The sequence below is a fragment of the Salinicola sp. MIT1003 genome (assembly GCF_001858555.1).
GTDB lineage: Bacteria > Pseudomonadota > Gammaproteobacteria > Pseudomonadales > Halomonadaceae > Salinicola > Salinicola salarius.
Map to the genome: position 1 here is coordinate 25,127 of NZ_MCAP01000013.1, position 22,161 is coordinate 47,287.

Annotated in this window: 17 protein-coding genes and 4 tRNA genes; 10 read left to right on the top strand and 11 right to left on the bottom strand. The window is 63.1% G+C overall.

The genetic code is table 11. The features are described 5' to 3' along the window. Nucleotides 1-126 precede the first annotated feature (126 nt). From BC443_RS07835 to serS, 3 genes are all read right to left on the bottom strand, one after another. Complete coding sequence (locus BC443_RS07835; RefSeq protein ID WP_071231300.1) at nucleotides 127-1,056, bottom strand: 2-hydroxyacid dehydrogenase; 930 nt, start codon at nucleotides 1,054-1,056, stop codon at nucleotides 127-129. 85 nt (nucleotides 1,057-1,141) lie between these two features. Next, entirely contained in the window at nucleotides 1,142-2,335 is a 1,194-nt protein-coding gene (gene cobA / locus BC443_RS07840) for a uroporphyrinogen-III C-methyltransferase (RefSeq protein WP_348769669.1), read from the bottom strand. Between the two features lie 226 nt (nucleotides 2,336-2,561). Continuing rightward, entirely contained in the window at nucleotides 2,562-3,839 is a 1,278-nt protein-coding gene (gene serS, locus BC443_RS07845; protein ID WP_071231301.1) for a serine--tRNA ligase, read from the bottom strand. 312 nt (nucleotides 3,840-4,151) lie between these two features. Between serS and BC443_RS07850 the strand changes: the two genes are divergently transcribed. From BC443_RS07850 to BC443_RS07860, 3 genes are all read left to right on the top strand, one after another. Next, on the top strand, nucleotides 4,152-7,310 hold the full coding sequence (locus tag BC443_RS07850) for an FAD-binding and (Fe-S)-binding domain-containing protein (protein ID WP_071231334.1): 3,159 nt from the start codon (nucleotides 4,152-4,154) through the stop codon (nucleotides 7,308-7,310). Nucleotides 7,311-7,557: 247 nt separating this feature from the next. Then, nucleotides 7,558-8,001, top strand: a complete 444-nt coding sequence (gene trxC / locus BC443_RS07855) for a thioredoxin TrxC (protein WP_071231302.1) — start codon at nucleotides 7,558-7,560, stop codon at nucleotides 7,999-8,001. 87 nt (nucleotides 8,002-8,088) lie between these two features. Continuing rightward, nucleotides 8,089-9,888 carry a sodium:proton antiporter gene (locus BC443_RS07860; RefSeq protein WP_071231303.1) on the top strand — a complete coding sequence of 600 codons (1,800 nt, stop codon included), beginning with the start codon at nucleotides 8,089-8,091 and terminating at the stop codon, nucleotides 9,886-9,888. 154 nt (nucleotides 9,889-10,042) lie between these two features. Here BC443_RS07860 and trpC read toward each other — a convergent pair whose 3' ends face one another. From trpC to BC443_RS07890, 6 genes are all read right to left on the bottom strand, one after another. Continuing rightward, entirely contained in the window at nucleotides 10,043-10,855 is an 813-nt protein-coding gene (trpC, locus tag BC443_RS07865; RefSeq protein ID WP_071231304.1) for an indole-3-glycerol phosphate synthase TrpC, read from the bottom strand. 78 nt (nucleotides 10,856-10,933) lie between these two features. Then, nucleotides 10,934-11,953 carry an anthranilate phosphoribosyltransferase gene (trpD, locus tag BC443_RS07870; protein WP_071231305.1) on the bottom strand — a complete coding sequence of 340 codons (1,020 nt, stop codon included), beginning with the start codon at nucleotides 11,951-11,953 and terminating at the stop codon, nucleotides 10,934-10,936. Between the two features lie 21 nt (nucleotides 11,954-11,974). Then, nucleotides 11,975-12,562, bottom strand: coding sequence for an aminodeoxychorismate/anthranilate synthase component II (locus BC443_RS07875; protein WP_071231306.1), 588 nt, complete (start codon nucleotides 12,560-12,562; stop codon nucleotides 11,975-11,977). 314 nt (nucleotides 12,563-12,876) lie between these two features. Beyond that, nucleotides 12,877-13,635: a Crp/Fnr family transcriptional regulator gene (locus BC443_RS07880; RefSeq protein ID WP_071231307.1), complete on the bottom strand. Its 759-nt coding sequence runs from the start codon at nucleotides 13,633-13,635 to the stop codon at nucleotides 12,877-12,879. Nucleotides 13,636-13,747: 112 nt separating this feature from the next. After that, nucleotides 13,748-14,107, bottom strand: coding sequence for a hypothetical protein (locus BC443_RS07885; RefSeq protein ID WP_071231308.1), 360 nt, complete (start codon nucleotides 14,105-14,107; stop codon nucleotides 13,748-13,750). Nucleotides 14,108-14,403: 296 nt separating this feature from the next. Then, nucleotides 14,404-14,479, bottom strand: a tRNA-Ala gene (locus BC443_RS07890). A 225-nt stretch (nucleotides 14,480-14,704) separates the two neighbouring features. Between BC443_RS07890 and BC443_RS07895 the strand changes: the two genes are divergently transcribed. From BC443_RS07895 to dusA, 7 genes are all read left to right on the top strand, one after another. Then, on the top strand, nucleotides 14,705-15,514 hold the full coding sequence (locus BC443_RS07895; RefSeq protein WP_348769670.1) for a response regulator: 810 nt from the start codon (nucleotides 14,705-14,707) through the stop codon (nucleotides 15,512-15,514). A 79-nt stretch (nucleotides 15,515-15,593) separates the two neighbouring features. Then, entirely contained in the window at nucleotides 15,594-17,435 is a 1,842-nt protein-coding gene (gene uvrC / locus BC443_RS07900) for an excinuclease ABC subunit UvrC (protein WP_083387281.1), read from the top strand. A 61-nt stretch (nucleotides 17,436-17,496) separates the two neighbouring features. Further along, nucleotides 17,497-18,045: a CDP-diacylglycerol--glycerol-3-phosphate 3-phosphatidyltransferase gene (gene pgsA / locus BC443_RS07905; RefSeq protein WP_071231310.1), complete on the top strand. Its 549-nt coding sequence runs from the start codon at nucleotides 17,497-17,499 to the stop codon at nucleotides 18,043-18,045. Nucleotides 18,046-18,108: 63 nt separating this feature from the next. Next, nucleotides 18,109-18,183 (top strand) — tRNA-Gly (locus BC443_RS07910). A gap of 83 nt (nucleotides 18,184-18,266) precedes the next feature. Then, a tRNA-Cys gene (locus tag BC443_RS07915) sits at nucleotides 18,267-18,340 on the top strand. Nucleotides 18,341-18,439: 99 nt separating this feature from the next. Continuing rightward, nucleotides 18,440-18,526: transfer RNA gene (locus BC443_RS07920), tRNA-Leu, on the top strand. A gap of 524 nt (nucleotides 18,527-19,050) precedes the next feature. Next, entirely contained in the window at nucleotides 19,051-20,076 is a 1,026-nt protein-coding gene (gene dusA, locus BC443_RS07925) for a tRNA dihydrouridine(20/20a) synthase DusA (RefSeq protein ID WP_071231311.1), read from the top strand. Between the two features lie 58 nt (nucleotides 20,077-20,134). On the opposite strand, the gene BC443_RS07930 is transcribed toward dusA, so the two are convergent. Beyond that, the gene (locus BC443_RS07930) at nucleotides 20,135-21,157 is read right to left on the bottom strand and encodes a succinylglutamate desuccinylase/aspartoacylase family protein (RefSeq protein ID WP_071231312.1); all 1,023 of its coding nucleotides are present in this window, start codon (nucleotides 21,155-21,157) and stop codon (nucleotides 20,135-20,137) included. A 172-nt stretch (nucleotides 21,158-21,329) separates the two neighbouring features. Then, on the bottom strand, nucleotides 21,330-22,094 hold the full coding sequence (locus tag BC443_RS07935; RefSeq protein ID WP_210766264.1) for a CDP-alcohol phosphatidyltransferase family protein: 765 nt from the start codon (nucleotides 22,092-22,094) through the stop codon (nucleotides 21,330-21,332). Nucleotides 22,095-22,161: the final 67 nt, after the last annotated feature.

A 22,161-nucleotide genomic window follows, 5' to 3' on the forward strand; every position in this document is an offset into this window, starting at 1 on the left:
CCGTCGCGAAGACTTATTGTCGAAGGGCCGAGAGATGGCGTCAACGACGGCTTGTCTTCTATCCGCTTGATCCGCCGGCAAAAACCGCCAATATCGCTCTCGGTCTGAAGAGCAAGAAGCCCCGGGTCAGCCACACTCGCGCGCGAGGGCGCGCAGCCGATCGCAGGCGATTTCGAAGATACCCTGGGTCGAGACATCGGTCATGCCGCCGACATGCGGCGTCGCGATCACGTTCTGGGCGAATATCGGGTCTGCGGGATCGGGCGGCTCCTCCCAGAACACATCGAGCCCGGCGCCACCCAGCCGGCCCGAACGCAGCGCCTGCAACAGCGCATCCCGCTCGATCAGCCCGCCGCGCCCCAGATTGATCAGAAAGCTGCCCGGCTTGAAGGTCGCCAGGGAGGTCGCATCGATCAGATGATGGGTTTGCGGAGTATCCGGCAGCGTCAAGACGACGAAATCCGCCCGCGCCAGCAGCGTCGGCAGCTCTTCCAGCGTGCCCAACCAGGCAAGCCCGTGCCGTTCGGCGACCGCGGGATCGGCGTGGCGCTTGATCCCCAGCAGGGTCATGTCGAAAGCGTGCAGCCGCCTGGCCAGCGCCTGGCCCAGGCCGCCCAGCCCCACAATGCCCACTGTCTTGCCCTTGAGCCCCATCCCGATCGGCCCGCCCAACTGGCGGTCGGCCAGAAACTCGGGAATTCGCTTCGCCTGTCGGGCCAGCCCCAGCATCATCCAGATGCCCAGCTCCGCCACGGAATCGGCGTTGCCCGAGATATCCGTCGGCACATTGGCGACCTCGATGCCCCGCGCCTCGGCCGCCTGCCGGTCGACGCCCTCCAGGCCGGCGCCGATCTGCTGTATCAGCTTGAGGCGGTCGGCCGTCGCCAGCAGCGGCGCATCCACGCGACTCATGGTCGGAATCAGCGCATCGAAACCCGCCAGGGTCTTCAACTCGTATCCGCCGGCCGCCACGAACTCGACATCGGGCAGAGCCTGCCGGAACTTGGCGAGAATGCCGGCCCAGGCATCCTCCTCGGCTGCAAATAGTACGCGCACAGGCACCCTCACCCTCTCATCGTGAATCGGAGAAAAATACCATGCCGGGTAACGGGTTCGGAGTAAATGGCGGGGCCAGCACTCTTCAGGCGCTATCGGCCTTCGATAACGGCATGGGATGCTTGCCTTCGACCCAGCCGAGGCTGCCGCTGTCGCTCGGCTGGAACCAGTCGAGGCGAGACGCCAGCGCGACCACGCTGCCGACGACGATCAATGTCGGCGGTCTTGGCTGATATTGATCGAGGCTCGGGGGCAGATGCCCGAGCGTGCCCAGATGCACACGCTGGTTGGCCGTCGTGCCCTGCTCGACCAGCGCCATCGGCGTGGCGGCATCGAGCCCGTGCGCCACCAGCCGCTCGCGAATCAGATCCAGCGCCCCCAGGCCCATGTAGAAGACCAGAGTCTGGCCGCTGCGGGCCAGTGCCGGCCAGTCGAGGTCACAACTGCCGTTCTTGAGATGACCAGTGACGAAGCGCACCGACTGGGCGTGATCGCGATGGGTCAACGGTATCCCGGCGTAGGCCGCGCAGCCGGACGCGGCGGTGATCCCCGGCACCACGTCGAAATCGACTCCGGCTTCGACCAGCGTCTCCAGCTCTTCGCCGCCGCGACCGAAGATGAATGGGTCTCCACCCTTCAAGCGAACCACTCGGTTGCCCGCTTTCGCCCAATCGACCAGCGCCTGATTGATCCCCTCCTGCGGCACGCTGTGCCGGGAGCGCGCCTTGCCGACATAGAAGCGCTTCGCCTCCGGCCTGGCCAGCGCCAGAATCTCCTGACTGACCAGCCGGTCGTGAATCACCACGTCCGCGCGCTGCAGTTGCTTGAGCGCCTTCAGCGTCAGCAGTTCCGGATCGCCCGGCCCGGCGCCGACCAACGAGACATGCCCCCGCTGCCAGTGCATGCCGGCGGGTGCCGCCGCGTCCTGAACGGTCACTCTCGGCGGCAGCCGGACGCTGCATAGCGCTGGATGAGAAGGCACGAAAACAGCCACGCCTGCCTGCCGCGCCAGCGTCGCCATTCGACGATCGCGCTCGCCGTCACCACTGGCGACCAGCCATAGCTGACCGGTCGCGGGCACCGGGTCCGCGTCGTCCACCTTCCATCCTTGCGCCTGGCACAGGCGCGCCAGGGCCGGCATCGCCGAATTGGCGTGCACGATCACCGCCGGCACCAGCCCGGCGATACGCTGCGCCAGTGTCAGCGCTTCGCTGCCGCCACCGATGAGATGCACATCGAGACAGGCGGGGTCGTATTGAAGAGTGAGCGAGTCTGTCACGAGTCGGGCCGCTGGTCGGGAAGAAGAACGTGGCGCGTCGGGCTGAAGCGTATCCGGTCGAAGAACGCGCGGCTGAAGCATAGGACTGGAGCATAGCCGGCAACGCCATCCTTGATGGATGGAGTGTACGGTTTCCCATACGCACGACGAAGTAACGCTTTTTTGTAGAGTTATAACCAAACGACCCCTCATGCCATTTGGCTATGAGGGATCGTCGGCGACGGAATCAGCCGGCGTTGAAGCGAGTGACCCCGCCCATGTACGGCGCCAGCGCCGCCGGCACGTCCACGCTGCCATCGGCGTTCTGGTAGTTTTCCAGCACCGCCAGCAGGCAGCGCCCCACCGCCAGGCCCGAGCCATTCAGGGTGTGCACCAGCTGCGGCTTCTTCTGATCCGGGCTGCGGAAGCGCGCCTGCATTCGCCGCGCCTGGAAGTCCTCGCAGTTGGAAACGGAGGAGATTTCCCGGTAGGTCGCCTGGCTCGGCAGCCACACTTCCAGATCGTAGGTCTTGGTGGCACTGGCGCCCATGTCGCCGGTACACAGCGTCACCACGCGATACGGCAGCTCCAGCGCCTGCAGAATCGCCTCGGCATGACCGCGCATCTCTTCGAGCACGTCGTAGCTGGTCGCCGGGTCGACCACCTGAACCATCTCGACCTTGTCGAATTGGTGCTGGCGAATCATGCCCCGGGTATCGCGACCGTAGGCGCCGGCCTCGCTGCGAAAGCACGGCGTATGCGCAGTCAACTTCAGCGGCAACGACGCGTGATCGAGAATCTCGTCACGCACGAAATTGGTCAGCGGAACTTCGGCCGTCGGGATCAGGTAGTAGTCGCTGTCGCTCAGTCGGAACAGATCCTCGCCAAACTTGGGCAACTGGCCGGTGCCCGTCAGCGTCTCGGCGTTGACCATGTAAGGCACGTAGCACTCTTCGTAGCCGTGATCCTGCGTCTGCTTGTCGAGCATGAACTGGGCCAGCGCCCGGTGCAGACGAGCGATCGGCCCGCGCATCACGGCGAAACGCGAGCCGGTCAGCTTGGTTGCCATCTCGAAATCGAGATAGCCGAACCGGGCACCCAGGTCGACATGGTCGCGAACCTCGAAGTCGAATTCGCGTGGCGTTCCCCAGCGATGCAGCTCGACGTTGTCGCTCTCGTCGGCTCCCTCGGGAACGTCTTCATGAGGCAGGTTGGGCAGCCCGGCCACCAGATCGTCCCAGGCCTGCTGCATTTCGCCCAGCTCGCGCTTGGCGCGGTCGAGATCATCGCCGAGCTGACCCACTTCGGCGAGCAGCGGCTGGATGTCTTCGCCGGCGGCCTTGGCCTTGCCGATCGACTTGGAACGCACGTTACGCTCGTTCTGCAACTGCTCGGTCCGCGTCTGCAGCTCGCGACGCCGGGACTCGAGCGACTCGAGCTGTTCGGTGTCGAGAGTGAAGCCCCGCAGGGCCAGGCGTTGGGCGACGAACTGCGGATCGCTACGCAACAGCTTCGGATCGAGCATGACTGGGTTCCGTTGTTTGAAATAGACAGTTTGAAATAGACAGTTTGAAATCGAAAACCGTGACGACAGGAGACTGACCGAAGACGCAGGACAGCAGGTAACGTCTCGATGGTCACTCTTGCGAGGGAGATATTGTAGGGAAAACCCCATCCCGGCACCATGCGCCACCGGGGATTCGTGTCGCTGCCGCGCTAGGCGCGCTAAACTATCCGCCCTCGAGCGCCCCGGCGCCAAGAACCGATAACCTGCCGGATGGAATCCGTCCGGCGACGGCCGCCCGACCGGCCCGACGTGATGGCTTGATGCATGACGATGATTACACGCCTAGATCCGGCCAGTGCCGATCTCACCCTGCCCGAGCGCTATCGCCGGTTCCTCGCGGAGCTGGCCGATGCGGGTTTCCGGGGAGACATCGCCGACGATGCCGCCAACCGTACCGTGCTGGCGACGGACAACTCCATTTATCAGCGCTTGCCGATGGCGGTTCTCTACCCGCGCGACGCTGCCGATCTCGAACTGATCGCCCGCCTGCTCGGACGCGAGGCGCACCGCGACATCGTGCTCGCCCCGCGTGGCGGCGGCACCGGCACCAACGGCCAGTCGCTGACCGACGGGCTGGTGGTGGACGTCTCCCGTTACATGAACCGGATCCTCGAGATCGACGTCGAGAACCGCCGCGTGCGGGTTCAGGCCGGCGTGGTCAAGGATCAGTTGAACGCCGCGCTCAAGCCCCACGGGCTGTTCTTTGCCCCGGAGCTCTCCACCTCCAACCGCGCCACGATCGGCGGCATGATCTCTACCGATGCCAGCGGCCAGGGCAGCTGCGAATACGGCAAGACGCGCAACCATGTGCTCGAGCTCGATGTCGTGCTGCCCGGCGGCGAGCGGCTCGAGAGCCGGCCGCTGGACGAAACGGCGCTGGCGGCCGCCTGCCAGCGCGACGACCGGGTCGGCGAGATCTACCGCGCGGTGAGCGACATCGCGACCACCGAGCGGGCGCGCATCGCGGAGGTCTTTCCGCCACTCAACCGCTGCCTGACCGGCTACGATCTGGCGCACCTGACCGACGACCAGGGCCGCTTCGACCTCAACAGCGTGCTGTGCGGCTCGGAGGGCTCGCTGGCACTGCTCAACGAGGCGACGCTCAACGTATTGCCGCTGCCCAGGCACTCGACCCTGGTCAACGTGCGCTATGCGAGCTTCATGGATGCGCTGCGCGACGCCAAGGCGCTGGTGGCGGAAGGCAGTCCGACGTCGATCGAAACCATCGACGACCGTGTGCTGACACTGGCGATGGAGGATTTCGTCTGGGACAGCGTGGCGGAATTCTTCCCCGCCGTCGTTGGTGACAATGGTGAGCGCGGGACACCGATTCGCGGCATCAATCTGGTCGAGCTCAACGATGACGATCCGGCGCGGCTGGCCGAGCGCGTCCAGGCGTTCGTCGAGCATCTCGGCTCGGATGCCGGCGTCGAACGGCTCGGCTACACCCTGGCCGAGGGCCGCCCGCAGATTGCCCGGGTCTATGCCATGCGCAAGCGCGCCGTGGGTCTGCTCGGCAACGCCAAGGTCGATGCCAAGGGCGAGAAACGCCCGATTCCGTTCGTCGAGGACACCGCGGTACCCCCCGAGCGGCTGGCCGACTACATCGCCGAGTTTCGCCAACTGCTGGACGCGCGCGATCTCGAATACGGCATGTTCGGCCACGTCGACGCCGGCGTGCTGCACGTCCGCCCCGCCATCGACATGAAGGATCCGGCGCAGGCACGCCTGATTCGCGAGATTTCCGATGAGGTGGCAGCATTGACCCAGCGCTACGGCGGGCTGCTGTGGGGCGAACACGGCAAGGGGGTGCGCTCCGAATATACGCCGCGCTTCTTCGGCGAGCTCTACCCCGCGCTGCAACGGGTGAAGGCCGCCTTCGACCCGCACAACCAGTTCAACCCGGGCAAGATCGCGACACCGCTGGCGCCCGGCGCCACCGGCATCGTCGACGGACACGACCCGGGGCTGCTGGCGATCGACGGCGTTACCACCCGCGGTGAGCTGGATCGTCAGATCGACGAGCGGGTCTGGCAGGAGAACGCCAGTGCCGTCTACTGCAACGGTAACGGCGCCTGCTACAACTACGACCCGGCCGATGCCATGTGCCCTTCCTGGAAGGCGACGCGTGAGCGCATTCATTCGCCCAAGGGTCGCGCCAGCCTGATGCGCGAATGGCTGCGCCGTCAGGGCAACGCCGGTGTCGATGTAACCGAGGTAAGTCGAGCCCAGCGCCGCGGAGGCCTCGGCGCCTGGCTCCTGGCCCAGCCCGGCAAGATCGGGCGGTCGATCGCCCGGCGGCGCGGCGAGACGGACTTCTCACATGAGGTCCATGACGCCATGGCCGGGTGTCTGGTGTGCAAGTCCTGCGCCGGCCAGTGTCCGATCAAGGTCGACGTGCCGGATTTTCGTTCGCGCTTCCTGGAGAGCTATCACAGCCGCTACGCGCGCCCGCTGCGCGATTATCTGATCGGCGGGCTCGAGTTCGTCGTGCCGCATCTTCGATCGGTGACGCCACTCTACAACGCGCTGCTCGACAACCGCCTGGTCGACCGCTTCCTGGCGAAAGGCCTCGGCATCGTCGACAGCCCGAAACTCTCCCGCGCCAGCCTCGGGAAGACGCTCGCCGCCTGGGGCGTCGCCGAAGCCACGCCGCTGACGCTGGGCCGACTCACCGAGTCTCAGAAAAGCCGCAGCGTGGTGCTGGTGCAGGACGCCTTTACCAGCCACTTCGAATCGCGGCTGGTCATGGATGTGGTCGAGCTGCTGGGACGCCTCGATATTCGCGTTTTCGTGGCGCCCTTCCACCCCAACGGCAAGCCGCTGCATGTGCAGGGCTTCCTCGGTCGCTTCGAGCGAGTGGCGGAAAGACAGGCGGCCAGGCTCCGGGCGCTTTCCGGCTTCGGCGTACCGCTGGTGGGCATCGATCCGGCGATGACGCTCACCTACCGTCAGGAGTACGTCAAGACGCTCGGCCCGCAGGCCGTGCCCGAGGTACTGTTGCTGCAGGAGTGGCTACTGTCGCTGGGGCAGTCGATTCTGCCGCGAGGCTGGCGCGACGAGGCAACCGGTGCCGACTCCGGCTATCGCCTGATGAGCCACTGCACCGAGAAGACCAACGCGCCGGGCAGCCCCAGGGGCTGGCAGCAGTTGTTCGCGCACTTCGGGCTTCAGCTGGATCTGGTCGCCACCGGCTGCTGCGGCATGTCCGGCACCTACGGGCACGAAGCGCGCAACCGCGACACCTCGGAAAAAATCTACGATCTTTCCTGGCGTGCCCCGGTGGAAGATGACGCCAATGCCGGTCGTCTGCTCGCCACGGGCTACTCCTGCCGCAGCCAGGTCAAGCGACTGTCGAACCAGACACTGCCGCACCCGCTACAGGCGCTATTGAAATGGATCAAGATCGCGGATCGGTCTATTAATTGAGCCATATGAGAGGGTGTTTACAAAACAGGCGAACGAAGGCAAGACAAGGCAAAATTGGCCGAAAACACGGAGTTTACATGGGGTAAATGAGTATTCGAGGCCGATTTTAACGCTGGATTGTCGAGTGCAGCCCTTTTGTAAACACCCTCTGAGCCGTCGAGAAGAAACGGGGGGTTCGAAGACGAGCCCCGGCGCCATCTGCATCCATTGACCGACCCTCCCCCTTCGCCAACCAGGAGCCAACCCCATGTCCGCCGCGAAACACGTCGTTTGCCCCCACTGCCACGCGATCAACCGGGTTGCCAGTACACGCCTGGGCGATGCCCCGAATTGCGGGCGCTGCCACAACGCCCTGTTCGGCGACCAGCCGCTGACGCTGGATTCGGCCAACTTCGATCGCTTCGTGTCACGCAGCGACCTGCCGATCCTGGTCGATTTCTGGGCCGGCTGGTGCGGCCCCTGCAAGGCGATGGCGCCAGGGTTCGCCCAGGCCGCCAGGGCGTTGTCGCCGAACGTCATCCTGGGCAAGCTGGATACCGAAGCCGCGACGGATATCGCCTCGCGATTCGGTATTCGCAGCATCCCGACGCTGATCCTGTTCCGCGGCGGGCGAGAGATCGCGCGCCAGGCCGGTGCCATGGGCTCCGCGGATATCGTCAACTGGACCCAGCGACAACTCGCCACACCCTGAAGCCTCCTTTGCCTTCGATTCGGCATTGCATCAATGCAATGCCGCCGCTAGTCTGCGCGCCTTTTGCCACCTCCTGGAGAGACTGCCATGGAAAACGCTGCCCTTGCCCTCACCGGCATCGGCCTGCTGGCACTGATCTGCCAATGGCTTGCCTGGCAGCTCCGGGTGCCCGCCATTCTTCCGCTACTGATCGCCGGAATCGCCGCTGGCCCGGTGACCGGCATCCTCGATCCCGACGCGGTGCTGGGCGATCTACTGTTCCCGCTGGTCTCCCTGGCGGTGGCGGTGATCCTGTTCGAGGGCGCCTTGACGCTGGATTTCCGCGAGCTTCGCGGCCATGGCCGCACGGTCAGCCGGCTGGTGACCTGGGGCGCGCTGATCACGGCGCTGATCGCCATTGCCGCCGCGCATCTGGTACTGGGCCTTTCCTGGGAGATGGCCAGCGTGCTGGGGGCGCTACTGGTGGTGACCGGGCCGACGGTAGTATTGCCGCTGCTGCAAACCCTGCGCGCCCGGGAACACGTCAGCCAGATCCTGCGCTGGGAAGGCATCCTGATCGATCCGATCGGCGCCATCGGCGCGGTACTGGTCTACGAGTTCGTCGCCCTGGGGCTCTCCAACGGTGCGGCAGCGCATACCCTGCTGAGCTTCGCCCAGACCGCGGTGATCGGCTTCGGCCTGGGCACGGCCGGCGGCTATCTATGGGGCAGCGTGCTGCGTCACTACTGGCTGCCCCAGCGGCTGCACAGCTTCGGCACCCTGATGATCATGCTGACGCTGTTCACCGCGTCGAACCTGCTGTTCCACGAGTCCGGCCTGCTGACCGTCACCGTCATGGGGGTATGGATGGCAAACATGCGCGGCGTGCCGACCCAGCCGATCCTGGAGTTCAAGGAGACGCTATCGATCCTGCTGATCTCGGGGCTGTTCATCCTGCTGGCTGCGCGCCTGAGCCTGGCCCAGTTGGGCCTGCTGTCGTGGGAAGCGTGGGCGTTCCTGGTCATTCTGGTGTGGGTCGCGCGGCCGCTGGCGGTGTGGCTGTGCACCTGGGGCAGCTCGCTCAACTGGCGGGAAAAGGCGCTGCTGGCCTGGCTCTCTCCTCGCGGGATCGTCGCGGCGGCCGTGGCCTCGCTGTTCGCGATTCGCCTCGAGGCGCTGGAGGTTCCCGGCGCCGAGCTGCTGGTGCCGGTCACGTTTCTGGTGATCATCAGCACCGTCGTCGTCCAGAGCCTGTTCTCGCGCCCGCTGGCGAGGCTGCTGAAAGTGAACGCCCCAACCGCATCGGGATTCCTGATCATCGGCGCCAACCCCGTCTCGCGGGCATTCGGCAGCGCGCTCCAGGAAGCCGGTTTCGCGGTGCGGTTATGCGACCACAACTGGGACGCCATTCAGGAAGCGCGGATGGCCAACATCCCGACCTACTACGGCAACCCGCTGTCGGAGCACGCCGCCCAGCATTTGGGGCTGACCGGCATCGGCCACCTGTTGCCGCTCTCGCCCTACCGCGAGCTCAACAACCTGGCCGCGCTGCACTTCGAGCACATCCTCGGACACGGCAAGGTCTTCCGGCTGGCGGTGGAGTCCTCCCGCAATGCCCGGCGCCACCATCAACAGGCGCTGGCACACCTGCCGCTGCTGTTCGACGGTCATACCACTTTCACCCGTCTTTCAAGCCTGATCGGCCAGGGCGCCGTGGTTCGTCAGGCCAACATCAGCGACAACTTCGATATCGACGATTATCGTCGCATTCACCACGACCGCCTGCTGACGCTGTTCACGCTCTCGACCAGCGGCCGGATCCGTATCGCCACGGCCGACAAGCCGCTCAACCCGAAGGCGGGAGATACGCTGATCAGCCTGATATTCCCGGATTCGCCCGAGTTCTGAATTCCAGGTTCCGGATTTGGGGCTCTGGATTATGAGCTCCGATTAGGCCACGCAATGACGAACCCCGCTTCCCGAGTCGACGACCGGGAAGCGGGGTTCTTACATTGGCGCTGAGCGTTCGTCAGCCCGGCGTGGACGCGTGACGCGGTCCGGGTTAAAAGAACATCCGGCGAAGCGCGCTCCCGGGTTCTTTCTCGCGCATGAAAGCTTCGCCGACCAGAAAGGCATTGACGTCGAATTCGCGCATGCGCTCGACGTCGTCCCGGCCATGAATGCCGGACTCGGTGACGACCGTCACGCCCTGGGGGATTCGCTTGAGCAGGTCGAAAGTGGTGTCCAGCGAGGTTTCGAACGTGCGCAGGTCGCGGTTGTTGATCCCCACCAGTGGCAGATCGAGCATCAGCGCCCGTTCGAGCTCGAAGATATCGTGCACCTCGACCAGCACGTCCATGCCCAGTGCCGTCGCCTGCTGGTAGAGATCCTTGAGCTGCTCGTCGCTCAGCGCTGCCACGATCAGCAGAATGCAGTCCGCGCCGATGCCTCTGGCTTCCGCCACCTGATAGCCGTCGATGATGAAATCCTTGCGAATCACCGGCAGGTCGCAGACATTCCGGGCGGCGATCAGATAGTCCTCGTGCCCCTGGAAGTAGTCGGCGTCCGTCAGTACCGAGAGACAGCTGGCGCCGGCCGCGGCGTAGTCGGCCGCAATCTCGGCGGGCCGGAAGTCTTCCCGGATGATTCCCTTGGAGGGCGACGCCTTCTTGATCTCGGCGATGACCGCGGGGTCGCCGCCATCGATACAGGCATTGAGCGCCGAGACGAAGCCTCGCGGCGCGCTCTGCGCCTTCGCCCGCTCCAGCCAGGTCTGCTCGCTGTCGACCGCGCGGCGTTCGGCGATCTCCTCGCGCTTGCGTGCCAGGATCTTGGCCAGAATGGTAGGCAGTTCACTATCGGCGGCATCGGTCATCGTGGAGATTCCTGTTGAGCTGGTTCTGATTCAGCGAAGACGCTGGTTCGGCGAAGACGCCAGTTTTGTCGCGGGCGGTCAGTTGGCGAAGACCCGGGTAAAGTCGGAAAGCTCCTTGAGCTTTTCCAGCGGCAGCTTGGAGGCCTGGGCGTCCTGCGCCATCAGCACGCCTTCCTTGAGCGAATCCGCCACATCGGCAGCGAACAGCGCCGCTCCGGCGTTGAGCGCGACGATATCGCCAGCCACACCCTTGCCGACCAGCGCTTCCTTGACCAGCTGGAGACTGTCTTCGGCGGTCACGACCTTCAGCGGATCGAGGGACTGACGCTCGATGCCCAGCTCCTCGGGCGTGATCGTGTATTCACGAATCTCGCCGTCGCGAAGCTCGGCAACCCGCGTCGGCGCCGCCACAGAGATTTCGTCCAGGCCATCCTCGGCGTGAACCACCAGCACGTGCCGGCTGCCCAGCTTGCGCAGCGACTCTGCCACCAGCGGCACGAGATGCGGTGCGTAGACGCCCAGCAGCTGATTGGGCGCCCCCGCCGGATTGGTCAGCGGACCAAGGATGTTGAAGACCGTACGAACGCCCATTTCCCGTCGCGGGCCGATGGCGTGGCGCATCGCCTGGTGGTGGCGCGGCGCGAACATGAAACCGACCCCGACCTGTTCTATACAGCGCGCGATGGTCGCCGCGTCGAGATCGAGATAGATCCCCGCCACATCGAACAGATCCGCGCTACCGGCGGCGGAGGAAACGCCCCGGTTGCCGTGCTTGGCGACATGGCCGCCCGCGGCCGCGACCACGAAGCTCGAAGCCGTGGAAACGTTGAAAAGGTTGGCGCCATCGCCGCCAGTGCCGACGATGTCGACGATGTTGTCGCAGTCGATCGATACCGGCTGCATCAGTTCGCGCATGACCTGCGCTGCCGCCGTGATCTCGTCGGCGGTTTCCCCCTTCATCGCCAGCCCGATCAGAAAACCGCCGATCTGGGCCTCGGTCGCTTCGCCCGTCATGATCGCCTTCATGACGGCGTGGGTGTCCTCGTAACTGAGATCCTGACGGCGCATGACCGCGCCAATGGCATCCCGCATCTGCATGTTGGTTCCTCGCCTGTTCCGTTAGCCGCGCCGTTTCAGGAAGTTCGCCAGCAGCTCGTGGCCTTGGCGAGACAGAATCGATTCGGGGTGAAACTGGACCCCTTCGATATCCAGCGTCTTGTGCTTCAAACCCATGATCAGCCCTGGGGTCGGGTCGTCGTCATCGGCCCAGGCCGTGATCTCGAGGCACTCCGGCAGGGTAGCGGCATCGACCACCAGCGAATGGTAACGGGTGACCTCGAGCGGGTCTTCGAGCCCTTCGAAAACCCCTTCACCGCGGTGACGAATGCGAGATGTCTTGCCGTGCATCACCTGAGGCGCGCGGATCACGTCGCCACCATAGACCTGGCCGATGGCCTGGTGACCGAGACAGACGCCGAGTATCGGGATCCTGCCGGCGAAGTGGCGAATCGCCTCCATCGAGATACCCGCTTCGTTGGGCGTACACGGCCCGGGCGAGACCACCAGGTGGGTCGGTTCGTGGCGCTCCAGCTCGGCAAGGTCCACGTCGTCGTTGCGCACGGTGACGACATCGGCCCCCAGCTCGCCCAGATACTGAACGATATTGAAGGTGAAGCTATCGTAATTGTCGATCATGAGGACTGACATGGGAATAAACTCCTGATATATCGATTAAATCGACTCTTGGCTCGAGATTTACCCGAATGCGATCCAAGTCGATCGCTGCCTCTATGCCGACCTCACGAAGCGAAACGAACACACAAAAATGCCGCCCCGTGGGGCGGCATTCTTTTCAAACGTCAGACAGACGTAGGCGTGCCACCCTTGGATCAAAGGCGCCACCACCCCTGGTTATGCTTGCGTATTCGGTTCGTGATCATGGGAAATATAGTGCCGCGTCGTCACGCAGGGTGTCAACGGCGTTATCGCCTGTCTTCCAAAAGGAATCGGGCCAACGCCGCTCAATTCGAGACGCTCTTGATTTGGTGAAGATAGAGCGGGTCGAAGTCTCCCTCCTCCTTCAGCCGCTCCTCATCCAGAACGGTTATCCTGCCACGCTTGGCTTCGATCAGACCATCCGCGCGCAGCGCCTGAAAGACGCGATTCATGTGGACCGGGGTGATACCTATCGCATCTGCCAATTCGGCCTGCGTAATTGGCAGGCGGAAAGAGTCATTCTCGGCAAACCCTACGGCTTTCAGCCGCATCAATAGCTCGCAAAGAAGGTGCGCCACCCGCGGATAGGCGCCCCGCTGCCCGATATTGAGGATCCAGTCCCGGTATATCGACGCATCGACCAGTGTCTCGCGCCAGAAGGCCGCGGCGAGGCGGGGAGAACGCTCGCAGGCCCGCTTCAAGGCGTCATGCTGGATGAATCCGACCATGCTGGAACTGATCGACGCGAGACTCATGTCCATGACCTTGAGATGCAGGCTCTGCAGATCCGGCATGTCGCCAGGAACATGCACCGCCATGATCTGACGCTTCCCGTCCGAGGTCAGCTTGTAGACGCAGGTAAACCCCTCCAGCAGCAGACAGCTCCGGGAAGCGTGCTCGCCGATGCGGATGATATCCTGCCCGGGATTGAGCGACTCCACTTGCACCGGAAGGTCCTGTAGCACCTGCCTCTCATCGTCGGAAAGCCTGAAGATGCTCTCCAGCTTCCGAATCATCAGGTCGTTGGGAGAAAGACGATTGGAAAAGTGAACGCCTGATACCATGGTTTTGCACCTTTGCTTCCCAAAGAAATGAAGCTGCTGCCTCAGTATCTCTGTTCATATGATTAAAACGCCTGTCTCGTCCATGAAGTGTGGTTCACGCTTCGGGAGCTGGCTACTCGTCGACGCCATTTCCGTCGAGGCGTGTCAACAGTTCGTCGATATCGGGAAAGATGGGTTCGATCGCCAGCAGGCCAGACCTCAAGGGGCCCAGGCGGATACAGAGAAACTGCCAGAAAACCAGCCCGTAGCGGCTCATGTAATGGCCGACTCGGGATTGCAGGGGAACGCCCTCCCCCTTTGCGAGCCGCTGAGCCAGAAAAGGAATGATCACGTCCTGGAGACGTTCGAAGGCCTTCATATCGGTCGAGGCTTCTGCCGTCAGGCCGGGCAAGGCCGGCACCAACGCCTCCCAGCGTTGCCGGGACGAACCTGCTGCCGGTCTGATCGCGACGTCGAATACGAACTCTTGCATACGGCCCCTCGCAATGCGCTTGGCTACTCAAGATCAACCACTGGTTCATCGCGGCGAATCACTGCATTGTGTGAGTCGCTCGACGTGGCAAAGAGATAAGTATCTGCAGATAAATAGGCTAATTCATTGCCGCAGCCGAATTGCGACAGCCCGCTGCATGGCGTAGCGCAAGCGCTACGGCTGGAGCTCCCAATCGAATGATCCGGCTCGAGGGAATGATGACAAGGACAGGCATTCAGACATGAAAAAGCCGCCAGGCACATGAAGCGCGAAGCGGCTAATTCAATAGGTATTCTTGGTGGAGCCTAGCGGGATCGAACCGCTGACCTCAACACTGCCAGTGTTGCGCTCTCCCAGCTGAGCTAAGGCCCCGAATAGCTGCTGTCCCGAAGGACGCGACGCACTATAAAAGCCTGACAGGCCAAGGTCAACCCCCAATGGGAAAAGCATGGTCAAAACCACATCGGGAAGACCGATCGAAGCGATTTCCCGAGCGCAAATCTCGAGGCCGGATGGGAGTATTTGGTCCGATAACATGTCACACTACGTAACAGAGGGAACGGGAGACGACAGCGCCAACGGTGCCGGTTTCACGATTTGCTCATACTCTTTTTCGTAAAGAAGCCAACATCGGCTTTCCGTAAAGAAGCCAACATCGGCGCGTATCGACCCGATAAAGGCCCAGGGCGTTCCATCGCGCCGATTGCTGCACATTTGCCACAGGCAGGTTTCAAGGACAGCAGGAATCCAGGAGTTATCTTGATCAAGGTATTGGTAGCCGACGATCACCATCTGGTGCGCACGAGTATCGCTCGCGTATTAGACAGCGAGCCTGACATCGAGGTCATTGCCGAAGCCGACAGTGGTGAAAGCGCCTTGGAGAGCTGCCGGATTCATGCGCCGGATATTGCGATGATCGACATTCGCATGCCGGGAATCGGGGGCCTGGAGACCATCCTGAAGCTCCTCAAGACGCAGCCCGGCATTCGAATCATCGCGCTGACGGGACAGGTCGACGAAGGAACGGCGCAACGCCTGATCAACGCTGGCGTGACGGGATTCATCAGCAAGGGCACCGAGCTGGATCTGATGATCGACGCGGTGCGCCGAATAGCGGAAGGCGAGCGCTTCATCAGCGCCGACATTGCCCAGCGCGTCGTGCTGGCTCGTAGCGAAGGCCGTCACAATCCGTTCGATCAGCTCTCGCACCGGGAACTGCAGATCGCGACGATGATCATCCATTGCTACAAGGTGAGTCGCATTTCGGAGCAGCTCGCACTTAGCCCGAAGACCGTGAATACCTACCGCTACCGAATCTTCGACAAGCTACAGGTGCAGTCCGATGTCGAGCTGACCCATCTCGGTCTGCGCCACGGTTTACTGGACAATCTCGGCCCCCGGACCTGAACCTCGGCCATGCGCGATGAGCCCGGTGGAAATGTTCGATCCTCGCAGTGCCCGCCCGGGTTTTTGATATACTGCGAGGATGAGTGAATTCTCGATCGATACCCCATCGCGCTTCGACGCCAAGCACTTCCTGAAGTCGGTCTCGGAGTCTCCGGGCGTGTACCGCATGCTCGACGAGCAGGCCAACGTGCTCTATGTCGGCAAGGCCAAGCGACTCAAGCCACGACTGGCCAGCTACTTCCGTGGCGCGTTGAACGCCAAGACCCAGGCGCTGGTCGCGCGGATCCAGGACATCCAGGTCACGATTACCCGGAGCGAAACCGAGGCGCTGCTGCTCGAGCAGACCCTGATCAAGGAGTTGCGCCCTCCTTACAACATTCTGCTTCGAGACGACAAGTCGTATCCCTACGTCTTCGTCACCGATCGGCACCCCTACCCCGCGCTCGAGTTCAAGCGCGTTCGGCAGAAGCGACGCGACGGCCGTTACCTGGGCCCCTATCCCAGCTCCACCGCGGTACGCGAGAGCCTTTCGCTGATGCAGAAGATCTTTCGTATCCGCAACTGCGAAGACAGCGTGTTCGCCCATCGTCAGCGCCCCTGCCTGCAGTATCAGATCAAGCGCTGCAGCGCGCCCTGCGTCGACAACATCAGCGAAGCCGACTACCGCCAGGATGTCGAGCACGCCGTGATGTGTCTCGAAGGGCGCAGCGAGCAGGTCACGCAGCAGTTGACCGCCAGCATGGAGCGCGCGAGCGATTCCCTCGATTTCGAGGAAGCTGCCCGGCTGCGGGATCAGATACAGCAGCTGCGACGGCTGCAGGAGAAGCAGTACGTCGACAATACCGATGGCGATGCCGATGTCTTTGCCCTGGCGGAGCAACCGGGCGGGCTGTGCGTCAGCGTGCTGGCCATTCGTCAGGGACGCATGCTGGGCGCGCGGCACTATCAGCCCGACAACGGCCTGGATCTTGGCGCCAGCGAACTGCTCAGCGAGTTCGTCAGCCAGTTCTACCTCGGCCAGTCCAAGGAGATCCCGCTCGAGATCATCGCCTCGCATCCACTGATGGACAGCGAACTCCTCCAGTCGGCGCTGAGCGAGCACGCCGGCCGCCGGGTCCGGGTGACCTCGCAAGTCCGTGGCCATCGTGCCCAGTGGCGTCGGCTGGCGATCACCAACGCCGAGCAGCATCTGGCCACCCAGCTCGCCAACCGCAGCCAGTTGGGCAAGCGCTTCGAATCTCTGCGAGAAGCCCTGGACATGCCGACAGCGCCCGCACGGCTGGAGTGTTTCGATATCAGCCACAGTCATGGCGAGGCGACAGTGGCCTCCTGCGTCGTGTTCGACCAGAACGGCCCGGCCAAGTCCGACTATCGGCGTTTCAATATCGAGGGCGTGGCCGCCGGTGACGATTACGCGGCCATGCGACAGGCCCTGACCCGCCGTTTCAAACGACTGCAGAAAGGCGAAGGCAAACTGCCTGATATCCTGATCGTCGACGGCGGCAAGGGCCAGTTGAACATGGCCCGGGAAGTGCTGGTCGAGCTGGAAGTCGTCGGCGTTGCGCTGATCGGCGTCGCCAAGGGCACGACACGCAAGGCCGGCCTGGAAACGCTGTTCATCGAAACCGTGGACCGCACGCTGAATCTCGACACCAGCTCGCCGGCACTGCATCTGATCCAGCATATACGCGACGAAGCCCACCGCTTCGCGATCACCGGCCACCGTCAGCGCCGCGACAAGCAGCGTCGAACGTCTTCGCTGCAGGATATTCCCGGTATCGGGCCGAAACGCCGTCGAGAACTGTTACGCTTCTTCGGCGGTCTGCAGGGCGTGCGCAAGGCAACCAGAGACGATCTTTCGCGCGTTCCCGGGATCAATGAACAGATGGCGGCTACCATTCACCAGGCGCTCCATGGATGAGCGCAAGCAGCAGGCGTAAAATGCCCGATTCCCAACCCCCAGTAAGGACGCTAGCGGCACGATGAACATACCCAATATGCTCACTCTGGCAAGAATCGTGTTCATCCCGCTCATGGTGGTGCTGTTCTATCTCCCCTATGCCTGGAGTCTTCCGCTGACCGCAGCGCTTTTCGGGCTGGCCGCGATCACCGATTGGCTGGATGGCTACCTGGCCAGACGCTGGAATCAGAGCACCCCCTTCGGCGCCTTTCTCGATCCCGTGGCGGACAAGGTCATGGTCGCCGTTGCCCTGGCACTATTGATAGAGCGCTACGAGGCGATCTGGCTGACGCTTCCCGCCCTGGTCATCATCGGTCGCGAGATCGTGATCTCCGCGCTGCGCGAATGGATGGCGGAGATAGGCCAGCGCAAGCGCGTCGCCGTCTCCTGGATCGGCAAGTCCAAGACGACGCTGCAGATGATCTCCCTGCTGCTGCTGCTGGGCTTTCCTCCCGGTTCTCCGATCGCCCATCTCGCCATCGTTCTGCTCTACGCCGCGGCCGGCCTGACACTGTGGTCGATGATCCAGTACCTCAAGGCGGCCTGGCCGGAATTGACTCGTTCGCTGTGACTAAAAATTGCCATAAGCGTTTGACACTTACGAAGTTATCCTTATAATGCGACGGCGTGTTCAGCGGGAATAGCTCAGTGGTAGAGCATCGCCTTGCCAAGGCGAGGGTCGGGAGTTCGAATCTCCTTTCCCGCTCCAACACGATTTTCGATCCTACTGAATTGACGCAGGTTTTACTGGCCAGACCAGTTCGAGCGGCAGTCCTTGGTAAATCGATGAAAGGCTGGATGGCAGAGTGGTTATGCAGCGGACTGCAACTCCGTGTACGCCGGTTCGATTCCGACTCCAGCCTCCACTTCTTCTCAGCATCGAATCTGCGTGATTCGGTCGCTTCCTTGGTCACCGGCGCCTTGCCTTTCAAAAGGTTACCGGATAGTTTGACCGGATGTCGTTGGCCCGGATGGCGAAATTGGTAGACGCAAGGGACTTAAAATCCCTCGACCGTTAGGTCGTGTCGGTTCAAGTCCGACTCCGGGCACCATTTTCCTGATCAATTAGCATTTCCGTTCCCGAATCGATCGTCTTCTCAGGCCGAATACCGGCTGTATGATAATTCTCTTCCGTCTTTCCGGAATGACACGTTCTCCAGGCAATATCGCGGTCCGGTATGACGAGAAGCCGCGGTAAAAAATCGATTCTTGAAGTCAATCAGTGAAATGTCCGATGTTGAATCGGCGGGAAAAAGCGACCCGATCGCACACAAGGATGGTTGCCATGTGCGCCGGGTCGAAGCAGTCGCAGGGAAGCGACACAAAGTGATAGGCGAATTCGGCAAAGACGCCGAACACATACCCGGCTACTGGCGCTCATGCGCGCATCAGGCCGTTGGACGAATACTCTATCGGCAGACAACCAGGCGACTTTAGCCCGCCCCTTGCATTCGTCTCGAGTCATGCGACCTGCTCGAAAATATGCGACACTCTCGCGCCCTGTGGCCCGCCGAATCAGTCATCCCGCTATTCGGATCCCGCTGCCAAGACATCCTGCCAACTCGATCTCGATGCCATGACCGACCTTCAAACCAATACCACAGCGCCACAGCTCGACCGCACCTTTTCCGTGGCCCCGATGATGGAATGGACGACCCGCGATTACCGCGCGCTGGCGCGGTGTCTCACGCGGCGTGCGCTGCTGTATACGGAAATGGTGACCACGGGCGCGATCCTGCACGGCTCGCCGCGAGAGCGTTTTCTGGGTTACAGCGCCGTCGAACATCCGCTGGCGCTGCAATTGGGGGGCAGCGATCCCGGGGAATTGGCCGAATGCGCGGCCATCGCCGAGGCGTGGGGCTACGACGAGGTCAACCTGAACGTGGGCTGCCCCAGCGATCGGGTCCAGAACAACCTGATCGGCGCCTGCCTGATGGGTTATCCCGACAAGGTTGCCGATGCCGTGGCGGCGATGCGTGGCGCGGTATCGATCCCGGTCACGGTGAAGTGCCGTATCGGCATCGACGACCAGGACGAGGATGCCGATCTCGAGCGCTTCATCGAGCGGGTGGCAGCCGCCGGCTGCGATACCTTCATCGTGCATGCCCGCAAGGCCTGGCTGCAGGGGCTCTCTCCCAAGGAGAACCGGGACGTGCCGCCGCTGAACTACGAAAGGATCTATCGTCTCAAGGCCGCCCATCCCGAGCTGCATATTGGCATCAACGGCGGTATCAAGACGCTGGAGGCGTGCCGGGCGCACCTGGAGGCCGGCGTGGACAGCGTGATGGTCGGTCGTGAGGCGTATCAGAATCCCTGGCTGCTGGCCGAGGTCGATAGCCAGCTCTATGGTCAGACGCCGCCGGCATCCAGCCGCCACGACGTGGCGCGCGCCTTCCGTCCCTACGTGATCGAGCGACTCGCCGAGGGCGCCAAGCTCAACCACGTGACCCGACATCTACTGGGACTGTTCCAGGGCTGCGCGGGCGGAAGACGCTTCCGTCGTCATCTATCGGAGCATGCCCATCGGGAAGGCGCCGGCATCAGCATCTACGACGATGCCGTTGGCCTGGTGGACGAAAGCCGGCTGGCACAGACGGCCTGACTGCCGCGGGCCAAAGACCGGTGACCGGTGACTGCTCGCCGACTGTTGAATATCAAACCTAGAAGCCGGTCGTCTCGTAGCGCGACTGGAAGTCCTCCACCGCGTTCTCGACGTCGTCGATTTCCTGGTAGCGGGCAACGTGAAGCAGCGCCTCGCCTTCGTTGACCAGCGGCAGGTTGCTCATCCCGATGACGATACCATCGGCACTCGCGACGATCGGTGCTTCATCGTTGCCGAACGGATCAGCGACCACCCCCAGCACCTGCTGCTTGGCGACCCGCGCGCCCAGCCTCACGCGCGGCCGGAAAATGCCATCGATCGGCGCCCGTGCCCAGCTGGAACCGTTGGCGATCTCGGCCGCCGGCGGCGCCCGTCGCCGGCTGTCCACCGGCAGCATGCCGATCAGCCGCATGACACGCCGGATCCCTCTGACGCCGGGCGCTATCGCCCACTCATCGAATCGCAGCGCCTCGCCGGCCTCGTAGGTCAGCACCGGCACGCCGCGATTCTGGGCATATTCGCGCAGACTCCCCTCGCGCAGCTCGGCATTCAGGATCACCGGCACCCCGAACGCCTCGGCCATGGCCTGGGTTTCCCGATTCTGGCGCAGTTGGGATCGGATCTGCGGCAGGTTGGTACGGTGAATGGCCCCGGTATGCAGGTCGATGATATGCGTGGCCCGATCGACCATCTCCTCGCGCAGCAGCGCCGCGATTCGTGAACCCAACGACCCGTTCTCGCTTCCCGGAAAGCAGCGGTTGAGATCGCGCCGATCCGGCAGGTAGCGCGACTGCTGCACGAAGCCGAAGACGTTGACGACCGGAACGGCGATCAACGTTCCCCGCAGTCTCGACAGGTTCGGCAACTTCAACAGTCGGCGGACGATCTCGACACCATTGAGCTCGTCGCCATGAATCGCACTGCAAACCAGCAGCACCGGCCCGGGCTGGCGCCCGTGAACCACTTCGACCGGAATATGCATCGGAGCGTGCGTATAGAGCTTGGCGACCGGTACATCGATCTGGCGACGCGTGCCGGGCTCGATTCGTTCGCCCGCAAGCGTGAAAGCTTCCTGCGCCATGACAACCCTTGGTAATTGAAGATCTTATGATCGTAAAGCCATCGCGCGATCAAGGCGAGTCATGTTACTGCCCGGCTTCCCGCTCGATAGGCGCGGTGCCTCCTCCTCTCCTCGCTCCGAAAGCATTCGAAAGCGGATCATGGATGCGCGAGACACCGGCAACGACGCAGCGTCAGAATTCGGCATCGTCGACCGGGCGGTGCCGCCAGAGCCAGATGATGTCGCGGCCGAAGGAGAGCAGCAGCAGCGCCGCCGCCAGAAGCGCAAAATCGGTGGCCCACGCCGGCTCGACGAAAGGCAGCAGACAGACCATCAACGTCGCCACCTGCCATACGCAGATCGTCTTGCGAAAGTAGCTCTCGGGCAGCGCCCGATTGAGCCAGGGCGAGTACATTCCGGCGATCACGAACGCGTAGCGAGCCAGGCCGATGACCAGCACCCACGGGCCGACCTTCTCCAGCGCGATCAGCGCCGTACACAGCACGACGATGAAGAAGGCATCCAGCTCCATGTCGAAACGGGCACCGAAAGCGCTCGACGAACCGGTGCGGCGCGCCACCCAGCCATCGATACCGTCGAGCGACAGCGCCAGCAAACAGAGCGAAGCGATACCTTCGGCGTGGCGCTGGATGAAATCCGGATAGACCACCACGCCAGCGATGACCGCGATCAACGCGGCGCGCAGCAACGTGATGCGATTGGCCCAACCCAGGCCATGACGGGCGGCGGGCCAGACCCACAGCACGGCCGTCGCGATCGCCAAATAAACGCCACCGGCGGTGAACCGCAGGCCCGACGGGGCGGAAAACGCCCACTGCACCCACTCGACCAGCAACGCCACCAAGGCCAGACCCGCCGCTAGCTCCACCCAGCCCCGCACGGACCGAAATCGCCGTGAAGGCGGTGCTACCCGCATGCGTGCCGATGAATGTCGCATCGTCGGTCTCTCCCTGGTTGCCATGATCGCCCTCTCCCACGCCGCCTCATTGCGTCCAAGGCGTTGG